Source organism: Paenibacillus sp. Paensp38 (genome assembly GCF_059491915.1).
The window spans coordinates 4,838,273-4,855,201 of record NZ_CP168516.1; the positions used below are offsets into that span (position 1 = coordinate 4,838,273).

17 protein-coding genes and 1 tRNA gene are annotated in these 16,929 nt (G+C 48.0%); 2 read left to right on the top strand and 16 right to left on the bottom strand.

Going from position 1 to position 16,929, the window contains the following annotated elements:
* Positions 1-180 precede the first annotated feature (180 nt).
* Positions 181-255, top strand: a tRNA-Arg gene (locus ACEN8J_RS21385).
* Positions 256-465: 210 nt separating this feature from the next.
* Positions 466-1,062 (top strand): ATP-dependent Clp endopeptidase proteolytic subunit ClpP, encoded by a 597-nt coding sequence (gene clpP, locus ACEN8J_RS21390; RefSeq protein ID WP_013368815.1) that lies wholly within the window; start codon positions 466-468, stop codon positions 1,060-1,062.
* Between the two features lie 127 nt (positions 1,063-1,189).
* On the opposite strand, the gene ACEN8J_RS21395 is transcribed toward clpP, so the two are convergent.
* From ACEN8J_RS21395 to hisD, 16 genes are all read right to left on the bottom strand, one after another.
* Positions 1,190-2,296 carry a PdaC/SigV domain-containing protein gene (locus tag ACEN8J_RS21395; protein ID WP_069012119.1) on the bottom strand — a complete coding sequence of 369 codons (1,107 nt, stop codon included), beginning with the start codon at positions 2,294-2,296 and terminating at the stop codon, positions 1,190-1,192.
* A gap of 242 nt (positions 2,297-2,538) precedes the next feature.
* Positions 2,539-3,300, bottom strand: coding sequence for an SIMPL domain-containing protein (locus ACEN8J_RS21400; protein ID WP_069012121.1), 762 nt, complete (start codon positions 3,298-3,300; stop codon positions 2,539-2,541).
* A 271-nt stretch (positions 3,301-3,571) separates the two neighbouring features.
* On the bottom strand, positions 3,572-3,841 hold the full coding sequence (locus tag ACEN8J_RS21405) for an HPr family phosphocarrier protein (protein WP_013308257.1): 270 nt from the start codon (positions 3,839-3,841) through the stop codon (positions 3,572-3,574).
* A 136-nt stretch (positions 3,842-3,977) separates the two neighbouring features.
* Entirely contained in the window at positions 3,978-4,922 is a 945-nt protein-coding gene (whiA, locus tag ACEN8J_RS21410) for a DNA-binding protein WhiA (protein ID WP_318628135.1), read from the bottom strand.
* Positions 4,923-4,927: 5 nt separating this feature from the next.
* A complete protein-coding gene (locus tag ACEN8J_RS21415) occupies positions 4,928-5,914 on the bottom strand; it encodes a gluconeogenesis factor YvcK family protein (RefSeq protein WP_023986485.1) in 987 nt (328 codons plus the stop codon).
* A 12-nt stretch (positions 5,915-5,926) separates the two neighbouring features.
* On the bottom strand, positions 5,927-6,826 hold the full coding sequence (rapZ, locus tag ACEN8J_RS21420) for an RNase adapter RapZ (protein WP_013308254.1): 900 nt from the start codon (positions 6,824-6,826) through the stop codon (positions 5,927-5,929).
* 65 nt (positions 6,827-6,891) lie between these two features.
* Positions 6,892-7,842: an ROK family glucokinase gene (locus ACEN8J_RS21425; protein WP_029518997.1), complete on the bottom strand. Its 951-nt coding sequence runs from the start codon at positions 7,840-7,842 to the stop codon at positions 6,892-6,894.
* Between the two features lie 292 nt (positions 7,843-8,134).
* Positions 8,135-9,088, bottom strand: coding sequence for a thioredoxin-disulfide reductase (gene trxB / locus ACEN8J_RS21430; protein WP_029518998.1), 954 nt, complete (start codon positions 9,086-9,088; stop codon positions 8,135-8,137).
* A gap of 39 nt (positions 9,089-9,127) precedes the next feature.
* On the bottom strand, positions 9,128-10,897 hold the full coding sequence (locus ACEN8J_RS21435) for a tetratricopeptide repeat protein (protein ID WP_029518999.1): 1,770 nt from the start codon (positions 10,895-10,897) through the stop codon (positions 9,128-9,130).
* Positions 10,898-11,132: 235 nt separating this feature from the next.
* The gene (gene hisJ, locus ACEN8J_RS21440) at positions 11,133-11,957 is read right to left on the bottom strand and encodes a histidinol-phosphatase HisJ (RefSeq protein ID WP_069012124.1); all 825 of its coding nucleotides are present in this window, start codon (positions 11,955-11,957) and stop codon (positions 11,133-11,135) included.
* 36 nt (positions 11,958-11,993) lie between these two features.
* Entirely contained in the window at positions 11,994-12,734 is a 741-nt protein-coding gene (gene hisIE / locus ACEN8J_RS21445; protein ID WP_029519003.1) for a bifunctional phosphoribosyl-AMP cyclohydrolase/phosphoribosyl-ATP diphosphatase HisIE, read from the bottom strand.
* Positions 12,731-13,489, bottom strand: a complete 759-nt coding sequence (gene hisF / locus ACEN8J_RS21450) for an imidazole glycerol phosphate synthase subunit HisF (RefSeq protein WP_241113450.1) — start codon at positions 13,487-13,489, stop codon at positions 12,731-12,733. Before hisF ends, hisIE begins: the two co-directional genes overlap by 4 nt.
* An 11-nt stretch (positions 13,490-13,500) precedes the next feature.
* Complete coding sequence (gene hisA, locus ACEN8J_RS21455; RefSeq protein ID WP_029519006.1) at positions 13,501-14,232, bottom strand: 1-(5-phosphoribosyl)-5-[(5-phosphoribosylamino)methylideneamino]imidazole-4-carboxamide isomerase; 732 nt, start codon at positions 14,230-14,232, stop codon at positions 13,501-13,503.
* 95 nt (positions 14,233-14,327) lie between these two features.
* Entirely contained in the window at positions 14,328-14,957 is a 630-nt protein-coding gene (hisH, locus tag ACEN8J_RS21460) for an imidazole glycerol phosphate synthase subunit HisH (RefSeq protein WP_029519007.1), read from the bottom strand.
* Positions 14,958-14,960: 3 nt separating this feature from the next.
* On the bottom strand, positions 14,961-15,569 hold the full coding sequence (hisB, locus tag ACEN8J_RS21465; protein ID WP_029519009.1) for an imidazoleglycerol-phosphate dehydratase HisB: 609 nt from the start codon (positions 15,567-15,569) through the stop codon (positions 14,961-14,963).
* Positions 15,553-16,866 carry a histidinol dehydrogenase gene (gene hisD, locus ACEN8J_RS21470; RefSeq protein WP_069012128.1) on the bottom strand — a complete coding sequence of 438 codons (1,314 nt, stop codon included), beginning with the start codon at positions 16,864-16,866 and terminating at the stop codon, positions 15,553-15,555. Before hisD ends, hisB begins: the two co-directional genes overlap by 17 nt.
* Between the last annotated feature and the right edge of the window lie 63 nt (positions 16,867-16,929).

Below are 16,929 nucleotides of genomic sequence, written 5' to 3' on the forward strand. Positions count from 1 at the left end.
CACGTATATCTTAACCAATATTTGCTCCATATGCAAGTCTATCTGAACCTATATTTCTCAACCATTTGTCTGAATATGCGCATTTAATAAAAGCTTGCAATTCACTGCTGTATATCATATAATCATCTTTGTTTCCAATTAGCTGTTTAATTAGTTAGTTGTTTGCATTGAATCAACTATGCGCCCGTGGTCCAACGGATATGACGTAGGCCTCCGGAGCCTGAGATCGAGGTTCGATTCCTCGCGGGCGCGCCATTTTAAATGAACGCTTAAATGCTTCTATATAATGTTTTAACCAATAAGAGCGCTGAGGGCTCTTTTTTTTAATCATTAGTTTGACTTTCTTTGACTTTTTGTTTGAAATTGTTTATCATGTGGTTAATACGGTAACAGTTTATAAATAAGGGACGTGTACTCGGCATGTCCACCAAATCCACTAACGATATTTAAGGGAGGTTTTTTGACGTGAGCTATGTTCCTATGGTAGTAGAACAAAGTAACCGCGGCGAACGCGCCTATGACATTTATTCCAGACTGTTAAAGGATCGCATTATTTTGTTAGGCTCGGACGTCAATGACGTTGTAGCCAACTCTATAATTGCGCAAATGCTGTTTTTGGCTGCCGAAGATCCTGAAAAAGATATTCACTTGTATATTAACAGTCCTGGCGGTTCCATTACAGCTGGTATGGCCATTTTCGATACGATGCAATACATTAAACCTGATGTATCTACGATTTGTGTAGGTATGGCGGCTTCCATGGGCGCGTTCTTGCTGAATGCAGGCGCCAAAGGTAAACGTTTCGCTTTGCCAAACAGTGAAATTATGATTCACCAACCTCTGGGTGGTGCACAAGGCCAGGCAACGGATATCGAAATCCGCGCACGCCGCATTCTGAAAATGCGTGATAAACTGAACCGCATTCTCGCAGATCGCACAGGCCAACCACTGGAACGTATTGAAAAAGATACAGACCGTGACTACTTCATGTCTGCTGATGATGCCAAAGAATACGGTATTATTGATAAAGTGCTAACTAGCTCCTCTCCAGAAGGTGTATAAGAGAAAAAATTTGCCTCTCGATAGCTGGTAAATGAAAAAGCTGCTCCGGATGTTATTATCCGGTAGGCAGCTTTTTTGCTTTATTGTTTTTTAGAGTATAGACAGTCCAACTTACTCATTTCTACTATTAAATCTGTCCCGCAAAAGGCTTTCCGCCTTGAGGCAGCAGTTGACCGAACGAGTAGGTAAACTCCGGAATTCCATACGCGTATGGCGCATAATCATACAAATCAAACACGATTGTTACTCCACTGTTCGTCACATAAAAATTCTGATCTGCCGCCAACTCTTTAAATTTACCGAATCCTTCACCAGCCTGAAGCGCATCGATTTTTTTCTTCAAATCAGCATTGAGGAACTTTTTGTAATTTGGATTCGCCTTCAATACGTCAGACAACTGCAGCAGTTTACCATCAGCGAGCGAGAACGTATATCCTTTACGTACCGTCATTCCATGTGCGCCACCCATATACGAGTAATCCTGCATAATCACACTTAGAATACCGTCCTTGTTATAGGCAATTGCAAAATCATTTTCGAAATCATACGGTCTTTCTGTTGTAGCCTCTCCCTCAGCCACCATCTTTTTGCCTGCTGCCAATATACCCTCTGCATGCTTTTTAAGCACATGGTTAATGGCCTGCTCTGCCTCAGGATTCAGCTGGCTGCCGCTGATTTGCGGATACTTAACTTTGTAAGATACCTTCGCATTACTCGAAGCTGGAAGTGTTTGAGACGCAATTGTGATCGGGTTTAGCTGACTTTTACTTAGCGTTACTGTCTTCTGAGCTGCGTTCCATTGAGCATCTATGCCTAGATAGTCTTTCAACAGACTCATAGGAATGTATAGCTTCCCAGCGATCTGTTTGGCATCCATACTACGTGTATTGATTCCATTGACGTTGACGTAGGCATCCGAGGAAGAAGCCATAATGTAAAGTTTATTGTACCCGCTACCTACGGTATATGTCGTTGCTTTCGCATCATAGCTTACTGGAATCCCCAAGCTGTCACGCAGTGCGGCCACCGGAATCATTGTACTCCCGTTCACTTGAACACCTTTAGCGGGCAACGTTTTACCATTCCATTGGATAGTGATTCCTGGTTGCTGTGTTGCCGCTTGCTGCTGTTTAATCGATGCTGCCTGGATATATGAAACGGGAACAGCTGCGACTCCTGCTAAAATCCCTGCTGCCAGCAGTGCTGAACCCCATTTTTTCGTATGCTTATTCATATTAAGTATTCCTCCTGTTATTATTTCTGTATTGTCTATGTGTAAATAATCACTTTACTTATTATATCTATACCCCATTGTATGTAGTTTACAATCTGTACACTCCCCGATTTCAATCTGTACACCTAGTAACCCTTAGCTATGACAGACTCATTACAAAAAGGTTTCGGTATACAAAAAAAGCCAGCAAGCCAGCCTGCGCATGATGCAGGCCGCTTGTGGCTTCGTTTGATGATCTAATATTAGTTCATTTCGTATTGAGCCGACACCTGAACTTTCACTGTTACTTGCCCCGATTGTATGTCTGTCCCGCTACCTGCTAAATCCATGAGCGATTTTGACATGGCATTTTCACGTTGTGTAAAGACTTGTGCTTCTCCGCCATCTACCGTCACATTCACAAGAGCACCTAATCCGCGTTTGGCCGCTTTAGCTACAGCACTGGCTTTAGATTGTGCGCTTCCCAATGCTTTAGTAATGGCTTCTTCCTCATAAGTCGAAGGATCTTCCACCGAAAAACGAACATTATCTACGTTATTGGCTCCGGACTTGGTCGCCTCATCCAACAACTGACCTATTTTATCCAAATCGCGGTATTTAACGGAAAGTGTATGGTTGGCAGTGTAGCCTTTGAGCTTCTGCCCTTCTTTTTCGTTATAGGTGTAGTTAGGCTGTACATAAAACTGGCTGGTCTGAATGTCATCTCCGCTGATGCTCCACTTTTCTTTCAGCAGTTGTGTAACCTTGTTCAATTTTGTAGCATTAGCTTTTTGAGCAGCGGCTGCCGTATTCCCTTCCGATTGTACACCGATAGAGAGATAAGCAATATTGGGCTTTGCCAATACTTCCCCGCTTCCAATCACATTAATTACACCGTTTACCGTCGAAGCTGTTGACGCAGCATAAGCACGCTCTGCCCCTGTCCATAATCCTCCTGCTACTCCCCCTGCTATTAATGCACCTGTGAGAACTGCTGTGGCTACTGTTTTTGTCCAAAGTCTCATTGAATTCAACCTCTTTCTAGTAAATGTTTGTACCTTCCAGACGGAAAAGACGGAAAAAGGTTGCAGCCAAGCGTACAAATTTCCGAAACAGAGCATGACCACGAGGATTTTCATTATTTATAGTTTGAACTTAATACGGCCTCTATATCCAATAAATCCACAATAAAACAGTTAGCTGAGGAGTGTTCGAAGGATTTTTTTCTGGATATAAAAAAAGCCCCAAAGGGGCTTTTCACTAAGATCATACACTATATTACAAGCAATTCTTTGTTTATTGATTTTCCAGCTCTACCTTACTAACCAGACTTACTAAAGCGTTTACAGCCTGTTCGGCATCCGCACCTTCAGCACTAATATTGATTTCAGTACCTGTGCTGATGGCAAGACTCATAATACCCATGATGCTCTTGGCATTAACCTTTTTGTCATCTTTTTCCACAAAAATCTCAGATGAATATTTATTCGCTTCCTGTACGAACAACGCAGCAGGTCTGGCGTGCAGTCCTGTTTTCAAACGTACGACTACCGGATGTTTTGACATGTCAGCTTACCCCCTCATCAAATAAATCTGGACACTACTTACTCCATTTTATTTATCACATTATAACATTAACCCGGGACAGACACTAGAAAAAAAACTAAAAAAACTGGGGCTAAAAGCCCCACCAACATTCTTTTTACGGAATCAGGCCATTTTCGCCCCTGATTTTGTCAGCCATCTCATCAATTTTGCGAAGCCGATGATTTACACCCGATTTACTCACGACCCCTTTGAGCATTTCCCCGACTTCTTTCAAATTCAAATCGGGATGAGCGAGCCGAACTTCTGCCACTTCACGCAGTTTATCCGGCAAGGTCTCCAAGCCAACTTCTCTCTCCAGCAACTTAATATTCTCAATTTGCCGGACAGCAGCTCCAATTGTCTTGTTCAAATTAGCCGTTTCACAATTGACAATACGATTCACGGAATTGCGCATATCGCGCATAATGCGTACATCTTCAAATTTGAACAAGGCTTGATGCGCCCCAATGATGCTAAGCAGCTCAATGATCTTCTCGCCTTCCTTGATGTAGAGAATAAAACCCTTTTTTCGCTCAATACAGCGAGCATTTAGATGAAACTCATTCGCAAGATCAACGAGTGCCTGACAATGCTCCTCATACATCGAAGAAATTTCAAGGTGGTAAGATGATCCTTCAGGATTGTTGACAGAGCCACCTGCCATAAAGGCGCCCCGTAAATAAGCTCTCTTACAACAGTTTTTCCGAACAATATCCCGATTAATCCCGTCAGTGAACAAGAAACCTTCTGAGACGATATAAAGATCCTTTAGCAGTTGTTGCACATCATTAGGAATACGGACAATGTACACATTATTTTTTTTCAAGCGCATTTTTTTCCGTACAAGCAGTTCGATATGAAGTTGAAAATGCTTCTTGATCAAGGAGTAAATCCGCCTTGCAATCGCGGCATTTTCTGTGGACACGTCCAATATCACCCTTTTATTCGACAGTTGTACGGTTCCGAGCATACGTATGAGCGCAGATAGTTCCGCTTTCTCACAGCAGGACTGGCTTTCAATCATCGTAAGCTCTTTTTTCGTTTGTGCCGCAAAGGACAAGGGACTCACCTCCTTCTTAATATCCAGTTTTGTACCAATTGGTAAATATGCTGGCTCAATTTGTCTGCATCATGCCGTAAATACGTGCGGAACAGAACTAATGTATCTGCCACCACTTTATATCCCCGGTCGGTCAGCTCGCCCATGTCTACTTGAACTGGCTTGGCTCCCTGCTCGGCATACATTTCCTGTACTTGGGGTGGAATTTCTCCGTTATTTACAATGACATAGTCGAAGAGATGATGCCCTACATGCTCAAAAATAGCTTGCAGATGGTCTCCTACTGTATAGCCATCGGTTTCACCAGGCTGGGTCATAACGTTACAGACAAATATTTTGATAGCGTCTGATTTCACTACAGCTTCAGCGAGTTTAGGTACAAGCAAATTCGGTAATATGCTGGTATATAGACTGCCGGGGCCAATCAAAATCGCATCAGCTTCATTAATGGCCTCTACAGCCTCAGGCAACGGCTCCACGTGAGTCGGTTCAAGAAAGACGCGTTTGATTCGTCCGCCCGCTTCTGGGATCTTGGACTCTCCGGTAATCACCGTGCCATCCTCCATTTCGGCGCTTAGCACAACGCCTTCCTCGGCTGCTGGCAGCACACGTCCCCGGACAGCAAATACACGGCTAAGCTCACGCACCGCCGTTACAAAATCTCCCGATATATCGGTCATCGCTGCTAAAATCAGATTGCCCAGACTATGGCCTGACAATCCTGATCCCGCACCGAAACGGTATTTCAGCATATCTGACATCACTGGTTCCACGTCAGCCAAGGCAGTCAGCACATTGCGAATATCCCCTGGGGGGGGCATCTGCAGCTCACTGCGCAAAATCCCGGAACTTCCGCCATCGTCAGCGACTGTAACAATAGCCGTAATATCTAGCGGCTTTTGCTTTAAGCCCCGCAGCATGACGGACAAGCCGGTTCCGCCGCCCATAACAACTATACGTGGGCGCTCCCGTTGTGATCCGGTCTCTTTCATGATTTCACCTCATTAATGCCGGTCCCGATCAGCATCCCGATGCGAAACAGAAACAGATTCTGTCTCGCTGGCACCCAGCATTTTTCCTAAATACTCCGATATTGCAACAGAACGATGCTTACCGCCAGTACAGCCAATGCCGATAATGACCTGGCTTTTGCCTTCTTTGCGATATTGCGGAATCAAAAAGTGTAACATATCCAGCAACTTGGTCAAGAATGCCTGAGTCTCGGGCCATTTCATGACATAATCATATACATCGCTATCCTGTCCAGTGTGGGGACGTAGTTGATCCACATAGTGGGGATTAGGCAGGAAGCGCACATCGAATATAAGATCGGCATCAATGGGAATACCATACTTGAAGCCAAAAGAAGTAATGTTCACGGAAAGCATACTGCTCTCCAGATGAGAAAATCGTGAAATAATCCTTGCCTTTAAAGTTGCAGGCTTCATCACACTTGTGTCAATAACCTGTGTAGCCGAGCTTTTTAGTTCTTCCAACATCTTGCGCTCCAACCGAATCCCATCCAAAGGCATACCGTCTGGAGCCAGCGGATGACGTCTACGACTTTCCTTATACCGCTGTACGAGAACGCCATCATTCGCATTTAAGAATAAAATTTCACAATGAATCGTAAAATGATCTTTAATATAATTCAACGATTCCGACAAGGCAGTGAAAAATTCTCGTCCGCGTAAATCAATGACGAGTGCAACCTTGCCTATTTTACCATTAGACTGCTCAATCAACTCTGCAAATTTGGGAATCAGTACAGGGGGCAAATTATCAACACAGAAGAAGCCCAAGTCTTCCAGGCTCTGAACCGCAATGGTCTTCCCTGCGCCTGACATCCCCGTAATAATAATGAGCGTTGCCCACGGCGCAGCATTTTTTAGGTTATCTGTCATATGGACTTCCCTCTCCTTTTGCTTCTTCGCTCTATGCCAGTACCCGTATTATCAGTAACCTGTGGTCAGGAGCGTAGCAGCAACCCTGCAGCCCCTACAACACCCGCGTCATTGCCTAACACCGCTGGTACGATATATACACCTTTTTGAAGCGGTTCAGGTGCCAGCTTGGCGTATACGCGACGCATCTCTTCAAACAAAAAGTCGCCTGCTTTAGAAACACCGCCGCCTATAATAAACAACTCTGGATTAAGCACAGCGGCAACCGCTGCCATGGATTTCCCCAAATAAAAGGCAGCCCGGTTCACGATACGCAGTGCGACTTCATCCCCGGCTTTAGCAGCATCAAATACTTCCTTGGCGGCAATTTGATCCTCCAGCGCCAGAGAGGTCCGGTCGCCACGTTCCACAGCATCCTTGGCCATACGAATGATGCCTGTTGCAGAAGATACAGTTTCCAAGCAACCCATTTTGCCGCATCCACACTGAATTGCCTCCAGATCAGGTACGACGCTGATATGACCAATTTCCCCGGCCATGCCTGAAGAACCTTGGTATATTCTACCGTTTATAATAATACCGCCACCTACTCCTGTTCCCAGGGTATAGCATACGCAGTTTTCGATGCCTTTGCCTGCACCAGCCCAAGCCTCACCTAGCGCAGCAACATTCGCATCATTGTCTATTTTCACAGGCTTGCCAATCCGGTTCTCTAGGAGCGCACGGATCGGTACGTCACGAAAGCCAATATTAGGAGCGAGGACAATAATACCATCACGAACATTCGTAAAACCTGCAACGCCTGCACCGACACCCTTGAGTTGATCCCACTCATAAGGAGATTCCTCAACAATGTGCCGCACATATTTTTCGATATTACCAATGACAACATCTACACCTTTATCGGTTTCGGTTGGTCCCTCGTATGTGTGCAAAAGCTGTCCGTTCTCATTACAAATGCCTACTTTAATCGCTGTACCGCCCAAATCGACACCCACATAGATACTTTCAGACATGTTCCAAGCCACCTTTATGTTTACTTAAAAACCTGGTATGAAATATATGCTTATAATTCCTACTTCATAATAGTAATCCTACGTTCCAACTATAATTGAAGCCCTCGTTACGGTCAAGGACACTTCCTTGTTGAAAAGTGTACGATTAGAGGAACTTTTAACCTTATGCACCCATAAAAAGGAGAAAGCCCGTGCAAACGCAGCAGGCTTTCTCTTCCTGAACAAAAGATGTGGCATAACAGAGGTTTCCTTCGCTCTCCCGTTAGCCTTTTTGTGTACTATAGACACGCTTTTATTGATCCAGTGTTTCGCTCCAGTCGTGAACAGCACTGCCTTCGAGATATTTCTCGCAGTCCATAGCCGCCATACAGCCCGTTCCCGCAGCCGTAATCGCTTGACGGTAACGATTATCCTGTACGTCCCCACAGGCAAAAACTCCGGGGATGTTCGTTTCCGTTGTGCCTGGCTTCACTACAATATAGCCGTGTTCATCCGTATGGATTTGTCCGTTCAGGAAACCTGTATTCGGTGTATGCCCGATGGCTACGAACACGCCATCTACCTCAATCAGCTCATCCTGATTGGTCTCATTATTGTGTACCTTCAAACCCTTTAAACCAGATTCTCCCGTCACAACTTCCAGAGGAGTCCGGTTTAATGCCCAATGTACTTTTTCGTTCTCACGCGCGCGATCTTGCATAATTTTGGATGCCCGCAACTCATCGCGACGATGGACCAAGGTTACACTGGAAGCAAAACGGGTCAAGAAGCTCGCTTCCTCCATGGCTGAATCGCCACCGCCAACCACGACAATCTTTTTCCCGCGGAAAAAGAAGCCATCGCAAGTTGCGCAAGTGCTGACTCCGCGACCTACATTGTCCTGCTCACCCGGAATACCAAGATATTTGGCGGACGCACCTGTAGCAATAATGACCGACTCCGCCTCAATGATGCCTTTACCCTCTACCTTCACTTTAAAAGGACGTTTGCTAAAATCCACTTCCTCTACCCAACCGGAAGTAAATTCAGCGCCAAAACGTTCAGCCTGCTTGCGCATATTATCCATCAGTTCAGGCCCGAGGATACCTTGCTCAAAACCCGGAAAATTTTCAATTTCGGTCGTTGTAGTAAGCTGCCCACCGGGCTGCATCCCTTCAATGATCAGCGGATTCATGTTAGCACGTGCCAAATAAATAGCCGCTGTGTAGCCTGCAGGACCTGTACCAATAATTATGGATTTATACATACGTTTGTTGCCTCCTTTAAGTGATGTTTGGAGCAGGTCTCAGACCTGCTTTTTAAACGTGGAGAGCGGCTGCTTCAGCTTCTGTTTGATACCACACACGCTGTCAATCTGGCGTGCATAGCGGCTTACGGTCGATACGGAAATACCATAGCGATCGGCTACTTCCTGATAGGTGACTGAATGATGATGCATTTTGGCAGTCAAATATTCCAGCGCCGCTGCCCATCCCTCAGTATGCTGAACCATCGGAACTTCCGGGGCAAGCCGATCCAAATACTCCAGCCACAGCGATCTCAAGTCGTGCTGCATGACCGGATCGGATGGCTTGCTCATAACGGTCAGTACCTTATCCAGCACTGCCTGCCATTGTGGATCAACCGGGGAGGCAGATACATCACCTTCAATTGTATGAGGATCGTTCTCAACCTCCAACTGATCAGAACGTTCCGTTTCCGGGTACATTTTCTGCTCACCCTGCTCCGTCAGCTCTTGCAATACTTGCAAGGCACGGCGTTTCAGCTCATCCTCCTGGTCCGGGTCTTCTACGAAGGACTCCAGTGCCTGACGCACCTCATCATCACCGATCAAGCTTAACGCCTGAATGACCTGAAGCTGAGTCGCCCGGTCCCCGTGGCGCAAGGCCCAGAAGAAGGATGACCGGATTAGCGGGTCCTTCTTCATGCTGTCAGGCACCTGGTCAGCACCAAACTTCTCCCACATGCGGAATTGCTCCTCAAACGGGAGATGATAATGATAGCTGAGCACTTGCAGCGGTGTACCCTCCTGCTGGAGTTCCTCCAGTCGGGACAGGAAAAACCGCGGAACTTCCGAGGAAGCATCCTGCTTTTGCAAATGACTCCACAACCGCCGTGCTTCCGCATATCTTCCCGTATTGCTGGCAGCTACCGCCGTGTAATGGTACAAAGAAGCGTCCGCATTGTTCTCTCCATCGCCATGAAGCAACCTGCGGAAATGTCTGTAGGCCTCCTCATGGCGTCCGAGAATGCCCATAGTGGTCGCCAGCTTGAATACCTGCTCCTCCTGAAACGGTATAGTGACCGCCAAAGTCTGCACCAGACGATCCAATTCCGGGCCGCCGCCCTCGTGCTGATAAAAGATCGCCAAGTTGCACAATGCGTGTAAATTCCCCGGCTCATCCTCCAACACTTGAATAATGGTAGCCTTAGCATTTTGGAACAATCCCATGTAGTAATACGCTAACGCCAGATTATTTCGCGCAGCGAACATATCCGGTTGTTCCTCTGAAATTTGCTTGAGCAACTGGGCTGCCTGAGCAAATTTCCCCTCCTCCAGCAGGACACGAGCCTGATCATGCTCTACTACTCCCTGCCGGGCCTTAATGCGGTTCAGCTTCGTTGGACGGTCCAGCTCATAATAGAGCAGCTCCATCATTTCCTCCGCTTCATCAAGAAACTGGCCTTCTTCGTCCTCCTCCAGGTACGTGACCAATGCTTTCTCCGCTTCTTCAAACTGCTCCATATTAGCGTAATTATTCGCCATATAGAAATAACACTCTGTCATCGACGAGTCTACGTCACTCAGAACAGAGGACAGGATCTCATTCGAACCTGCATAATCCCCCATCTCTGATAATATACCCGCCATATTGCAATGATTCACCGGATTATCCGGTTCATATTCAACGGCTTTGCGAAAATATTTCAATGCCTTGTCATAATGATTGCGATCAAGCGAGCGCACAGCTTTCTCAAAAAAGAAAGATGCGTCGAAACGCAAAGCAATAATCTTAGGGCTAGGTTCCGATACTCGCAGATGTTTCCCTTTCATAAATAACCAAGGCACCTCCTTTAAAAGTAACTGACATGTTCATACCCTTCAGTATACCACAACTTCAAAACGACTTGACAGTCGATCCTACCTCATTCCAAAAAACGGATATATGCTCGTATACAATAGATATATATACAAGAATACGCTAAATAGCCGAGCGCTTTTCCCTGTATACATAGGGAGCGTTCGGCTAGCCACTGGATATGATACTTAGACCCAATAAACGTAATAATTAAAGCGTCAGCGGCACCGGCGAGCGCTCGCGATGCTGAAATACGGCAAGCTCGCGATAGCCGACTTCATATAGAAGCGCGCGTGCCTTCTCCAAGTGCTCGGACAGCTTCGCCGGATCATGGGCATCCGATCCTACGGTCAGCGGGATGCCTAGCGAAAAAGCTTCGTCCAGCATGCGGCGGCTCGGGAACATCTCAGCACAGGGCTTCGAAAGCCCTGATGCATTCAGTTCCATCGCCCGACCGCTGCGGGCAACGGCTGAGAGTGCGGAGCGCTCCAGTTCACGCAGCTCCTCCATTTCCTCCGGCTTCGGATGATAGCCGAAGCGCTTAATGACATCCAAATGCCCCATGATGTCATACAAACCGGTAGCTGCCGCCTTAGAAACTGCATTATAATACGTGCGGTACACCTCAAGCACATTTTTGCCTTCCCAATGGTGTACCTGACGGAAGTCCGTGATATCCCATTCACCTAGAAAATGGACGGAACCAATCACATAATCCCAGGGATACGCGGTGATGATATCTTCGATTTCTCGTTCCCAGCCCTCAATGTAGTCGCCTTCCAAGCCAACACGAATATCAATTTGCTCTTTAAAACGTTCCTTCAGTTCCAAACATTCTTCCACGTATCGGGGCAGCTCCTCCATAGGCATCGCCATTTCCGGGTAATAGTCAGCCGGTTTTACATGCAGTAGTGGCATGTGATCGGACAAGCCGAGCTGATCCAGCCCCAGCCGAATTCCCTGCTGTACATACTCTTCCAGACTCCCTATGGCATGCCCACAGCGGGCGTGATGCGTATGATAGTCAATTTTCATGCGATCCTCCCTCTTTCAACACTACAACAAATCGTACTAATCACGACGAGGTCGTTCATGACGGCGATTCAGCTCAGCCAGCACGTGATCTAGCGGTAGCTTGCGCTCCTGCAACAGCACCAGCAGGTGATAAATCAGGTCGCTAACCTCCAGGCGCAGTTCATCATTATCTTTATTTTTGGCGGCAATGATCGTCTCGGATGCTTCCTCGCCAACCTTTTTCAAGATTTTGTCTACACCTTTATCAAAAAGATAGGTCGTATAGGCTCCTTCAGGTCGTGTCTCCTCGCGCTCCTTAATAATCGCCTCCAGCTGGGCAAGTACCTCAAAGCGGTCTGCTGAAGCACTGGAAATATCATCGGTTTGATTTACCAACGTGTGGTCTCCTGCATTTCCTGCAACAGGTGCTACAGCCGTCCCTGGCGCGGAAATATCACGGAAAAAGCAGCTCGTTGCTCCTGTATGACAGGCAGGACCGTTCGGAATGACACGTACCAACAGAGCATCACCGTCACAATCCAACTGGATGGAAGTGATTTTTTGCGTATTCCCTGAAGTAGCCCCCTTGTGCCACAGCTCCTGTCTGGAACGAGACCAGAACCAGGTCTCTCCCGACTCCAAAGACAGTTTCAGCGACTCGCGGTTCATGTAGGCCAGCGTAAGCACCTGAAGGGTGGCATCATCCTGCACAATCGCCGAGACAAGACCCACCTCATTCCAGCGGACATTATCCAGTATCTGCTCCAGAGATAGCTGTTGGTTCAATTCGTTGCTCATCGTATCTCCACTCCTCTGCGCTTCAAATCCCGTTTTAGGTCAGGGATTCCTATTTCTTTATAGTGAAAAATCGTTGCTGCTAATCCAGCATCCGCTCTGCCCGCCGTAAACACGTCATAGAAATGATCCTGTTTGCCTGCTCCGCCAGAAGCAATAACTGGAATTCCGACGGTATCCGATACCGCAGAAGTCAGCGGCAGGTCAAAGCCGTCCTTGGTTCCGTCCGCATTCATGCTGGTTAGCAGAATCTCACCGGCTCCCAACTGTTCAGCTTCCTTGGCCCAGGCCAAGGCGCGAATACCAGATGGCGTGCGGCCTCCGTGGGTATATACTTCCCACTCGTCCCACGCCTCGTTGTACTTGGCATCAATGGCAACAACGATACATTGTGAGCCAAAGCTGCGCGCCCCCTCCGCAATCAGCTGAGGATTACGGACAGCCGCCGTATTTACGCCGATTTTATCAGCCCCGGCACGCAAAATGCGTTTCATATCATCGACATGAGATATCCCGCCACCTACGGTGAAAGGAATGGCAATTTCCCCGGCTGTCTGACGAACTACTTCTTCCATGGTGGCACGCCCTTCAACTGAAGCAGAAATATCCAGAAATACGATTTCATCTGCCCCTTCCCGGTCATAAAGCGCCGCCAATTCCACCGGATCACCTGCATCGCGTAAGTTCACAAAATTAACGCCCTTAACCACCCTGCCATCCTTTACATCCAAGCAGGGAATAATACGTTTAGCCAGCATGCCTACTCCCCCTATGCCTTTGCTACAGCTTGTATGGCAACCTGTAAATCAATGCTCCCTGTATACAATGCTTTACCCACAATAGCACCACCTACACCCTCCTTCGCATAGGTGCTCAGCGTGATTAGATCTTCCATCTTACTGACACCGCCGGAAGCGATCACGGTTCGTCCACTGCTTTTCGCAAGCGCTACGACCGCCTCGACATTCGGGCCTTGCATCATTCCGTCGCGGGAAATGTCTGTGAAAATGAACGTTTCCGCTCCCTTGGAGGCCAACTCAGCAGCCAATTCGTCCGCTCGAACCTCCGAGGTTTCAAGCCATCCGCGCGTGGCCACATAGCCATTCCGTGCATCCAGACCAATGGCGATCCGATCACCGTAGGTACCCAATACCGCTTCCGTAAAAGCACGGTCCTCAATCGCTGCCGTACCCAAGATCACACGGCTCACTCCCAACGACAACAGCCGCTCCACATGTTCACGCGTACGCAAGCCGCCACCCACTTGTACAGGCACTTGCACCGCAGAAGCGATGCGCCCAATGAGCTCATCGTTCACCGGTTGGCCTGCTTTAGCACCGTCCAAATCAACCAAGTGAATGTAGGAGCCGCCCATACGCTCCCATTCTTGGGCAACCTCCACTGGGTTTTCGTTGTATATCGTCTCCTGGCTATAATCTCCTTGTACCAGTCGTACACATTTGCCATCGCGAATATCAATCGCTGGGTATATCGTGAACAAAGTATGACCCCCTTGTGAGCTATTCAACATCTATATGCCTTTACATCCATCAACGACCAAAGTTGGCGTACCCTCAACTATAGACACATGAATCGTTACGCTCGCTTTTCCGCTTCCGCCAGTTCCAAAAACTGTCGAAGCAACCGCATCCCCATTTCCCCGCTTTTCTCCGGGTGGAACTGCATGCCATATACATGGCCTCTGCCCACGATAGCCGTTACGGGCCCACCGTAGTCAGTCACCGCCAGTAGGTCACTTTCGGCCTCCGGCTTCGCATGATAGGAATGTACGAAATACACATGTCCTTCCTCCAAGCCCTGTAACAACGGGTGGTTCGGCTGAGTCATACGCAGACGATTCCAGCCCATATGCGGCACTTTAACCCCCAGATCAGGAGCAAACCGAACGACCTCACCTGGTAAGATATTAAGCCCTTCGTGACTGCCGTATTCTTCACCACGAGTGAACAACAGTTGCATTCCTAGACAAACACCGAGCAGTGGTTGTCCAGCGCTTGCAACCTCCTGAATCACCCGATCCAATCCGCTGGAACGTAAATGCTCCATAGCATCCCCGAATGCCCCTACACCCGGCAAAATCACACCGCTGGAGGAACGAATCACTTGGGCATCTCCCGTTACTACAGCCTCATAGCCAAGACGCTCAACTGCCTTGCTCACACTATGCAGATTGCCTCTGCCGTAATCCACAATGGCAATGGACATGGGCTACAGCACTCCCTTCGTTGAAGGCACTCCCGTCACCCGTGGATCAATGGATGTCGCTTCATCCAATGCACGTCCCAGCGCTTTGAACACCGCCTCAATCATATGGTGGGTATTTTGCCCGTAGTGAACGATGACGTGTAGCGTCATGCGAGCCTCCAACGCAAATTTCCACAGAAATTCATGCACCAGCTCTGTCGAAAAGCTCCCTACCTGCTGTGATGGATACTCCGCACGATACTCAAAATGAGGTCGGTTACTCAGATCAATGACAACCTGTGCGAGCGCCTCATCCATTGGTACAAAGACGCTGGCATAGCGCTTAATTCCTTTTTTATCACCCAATGCTTCCAGCAAGGTCTGTCCCAGACAAATACCAATATCCTCTACGGTATGATGATCGTCGATATCCACATCCCCTCTGGCCTGCACATTCAGATCAAAGTGTCCGTGCTTGGTGAACAAGTCCAGCATGTGATTCAGAAAAGGAACATCCGTTTCAATCTCAGCTTGCCCTGTGCCGTCTACTGCAAAAGATAGCTGAATGTCCGTTTCGTTCGTCTTTCGGCTGACGCTGCCTGTACGTCCTGCTACGTTATTTTCGTTCCCCATCGCCATCCACCGCCTTCTTTTCATTGTCCAATCGAACTTGTATCGCCCGTGCGTGACCTTCCAGTCCTTCATGGCGGGCAAGCTGCATAATCGTCTCACCATTGCGCAGTAGCGCTTCTTTGCTGTAATAGATCATACTCGACTTCTTGATAAAATCATCAACATCCACTGGCGAGGAAAAACGTGCCGTTCCATTCGTCGGAATAATGTGGTTAGGTCCGGCAAAATAATCGCCTACTGGCTCCGAGCTGTACGCTCCCAGGAAAATAGCTCCCGCGTTTTCGATCAGACCTACATGCTCCATCGGCTGCTCTGTCATAATTTCCAAATGTTCTGGTGCCAGTCGGTTTACAATATGGATGCCCTCTTCCAAAGTGTCGACGACAATGATAGCCCCGTATGCCTCCACCGATGCAGCAGCAATATCTCTACGCGGTAGCTCTGCCAATTGGCGCTGTACTTCAGCTGATACTTCTTCGGCCAAGCGTTGCGAGGGCGTAACCAGTATGGCTGAGGCCATCTCGTCATGTTCCGCCTGTGAAAGCAGGTCAGCCGCTACATATGAGGCATTCGCCGTGTCGTCAGCCAACACGACAATTTCACTTGGTCCCGCTATACTGTCGATATCCACCGCGCCGTACACCTCGCGCTTCGCCAGCGCTACATAAATGTTACCGGGACCGCAAATTTTATCGACTGGTTCAATGCTATGTGTTCCGTAAGCGAGAGAAGCAATCGCCTGCGCTCCGCCAACCCTATATATTTCCGTTACACCAGCCTCTGCCGCAGCTACCAGTGTATATGGATCTATCCCTGCCTTGCCGCCTGTCGCCGGGGGGGTCACCATGACAATCTCCGGTACACCAGCCACCTGAGCGGGAATGACATTCATCAGCACCGAGGATGGATAGGCCGCTTTACCACCCGGAACATACACGCCTACACGTTTCAACGGTCGGATAATTTGGCCGAGCAAGCTACCGTCTGGCTGTAAATCCATCCACGAATTACGTTTTTGCTTCATGTGAAAAGCACGGATATTATCCGCCGCTTCTCGAATCGCCTGTAAAAAAGAAGGCTCTACCTTGTCATATGCCGCCTTCAATTCTTCCTCCGTCACACGAAGTTGCTCTGCGATCAGCGATACACCATCAAACGATTGCGTATACCGCAGGACAGCCTCATCCCCCTCTTGGCGTACCGACTGAATAATGGTACGCACAGCCTCATTTTGCTCAGGTGTGCCGTAATCCACCTCCCGTTGGAGACTGAAATCACGGGCTGATACAATCTTCATTTGTCCATTCCCCCTTACTTGCAGCTTGCAGAATGCTCCTTTAACCCTTGGCTTATTCCTTTA

Excerpts from the sequence above, each read along its gene's own strand:
- ACEN8J_RS21395 (WP_069012119.1), bottom strand. The coding sequence starts at position 2,296 with ATGAATAAGCATACGAAAAAATGGGGTTCAGCACTGCTGGCAGCAGGG.
- ACEN8J_RS21400 (WP_069012121.1), bottom strand. The coding sequence starts at position 3,300 with ATGAGACTTTGGACAAAAACAGTAGCCACAGCAGTTCTCACAGGTGCA.
- ACEN8J_RS21405 (WP_013308257.1), bottom strand. The coding sequence starts at position 3,841 with ATGTCAAAACATCCGGTAGTCGTACGTTTGAAAACAGGACTGCACGCC.
- ACEN8J_RS21415 (WP_023986485.1), bottom strand. The coding sequence starts at position 5,914 with ATGAAAGAGACCGGATCACAACGGGAGCGCCCACGTATAGTTGTTATG.
- rapZ (WP_013308254.1), bottom strand. The coding sequence starts at position 6,826 with ATGACAGATAACCTAAAAAATGCTGCGCCGTGGGCAACGCTCATTATT.
- ACEN8J_RS21425 (WP_029518997.1), bottom strand. The coding sequence starts at position 7,842 with ATGTCTGAAAGTATCTATGTGGGTGTCGATTTGGGCGGTACAGCGATT.
- trxB (WP_029518998.1), bottom strand. The coding sequence starts at position 9,088 with ATGTATAAATCCATAATTATTGGTACAGGTCCTGCAGGCTACACAGCG.
- ACEN8J_RS21435 (WP_029518999.1), bottom strand. The coding sequence starts at position 10,897 with ATGAAAGGGAAACATCTGCGAGTATCGGAACCTAGCCCTAAGATTATT.
- hisJ (WP_069012124.1), bottom strand. The coding sequence starts at position 11,957 with ATGAAAATTGACTATCATACGCATCACGCCCGCTGTGGGCATGCCATA.
- hisIE (WP_029519003.1), bottom strand. The coding sequence starts at position 12,734 with ATGAGCAACGAATTGAACCAACAGCTATCTCTGGAGCAGATACTGGAT.
- hisF (WP_241113450.1), bottom strand. The coding sequence starts at position 13,489 with ATGCTGGCTAAACGTATTATTCCCTGCTTGGATGTAAAGGATGGCAGG.
- hisH (WP_029519007.1), bottom strand. The coding sequence starts at position 14,957 with ATGTCCATTGCCATTGTGGATTACGGCAGAGGCAATCTGCATAGTGTG.
- hisB (WP_029519009.1), bottom strand. The coding sequence starts at position 15,569 with ATGGGGAACGAAAATAACGTAGCAGGACGTACAGGCAGCGTCAGCCGA.
- hisD (WP_069012128.1), bottom strand. The coding sequence starts at position 16,866 with ATGAAGATTGTATCAGCCCGTGATTTCAGTCTCCAACGGGAGGTGGAT.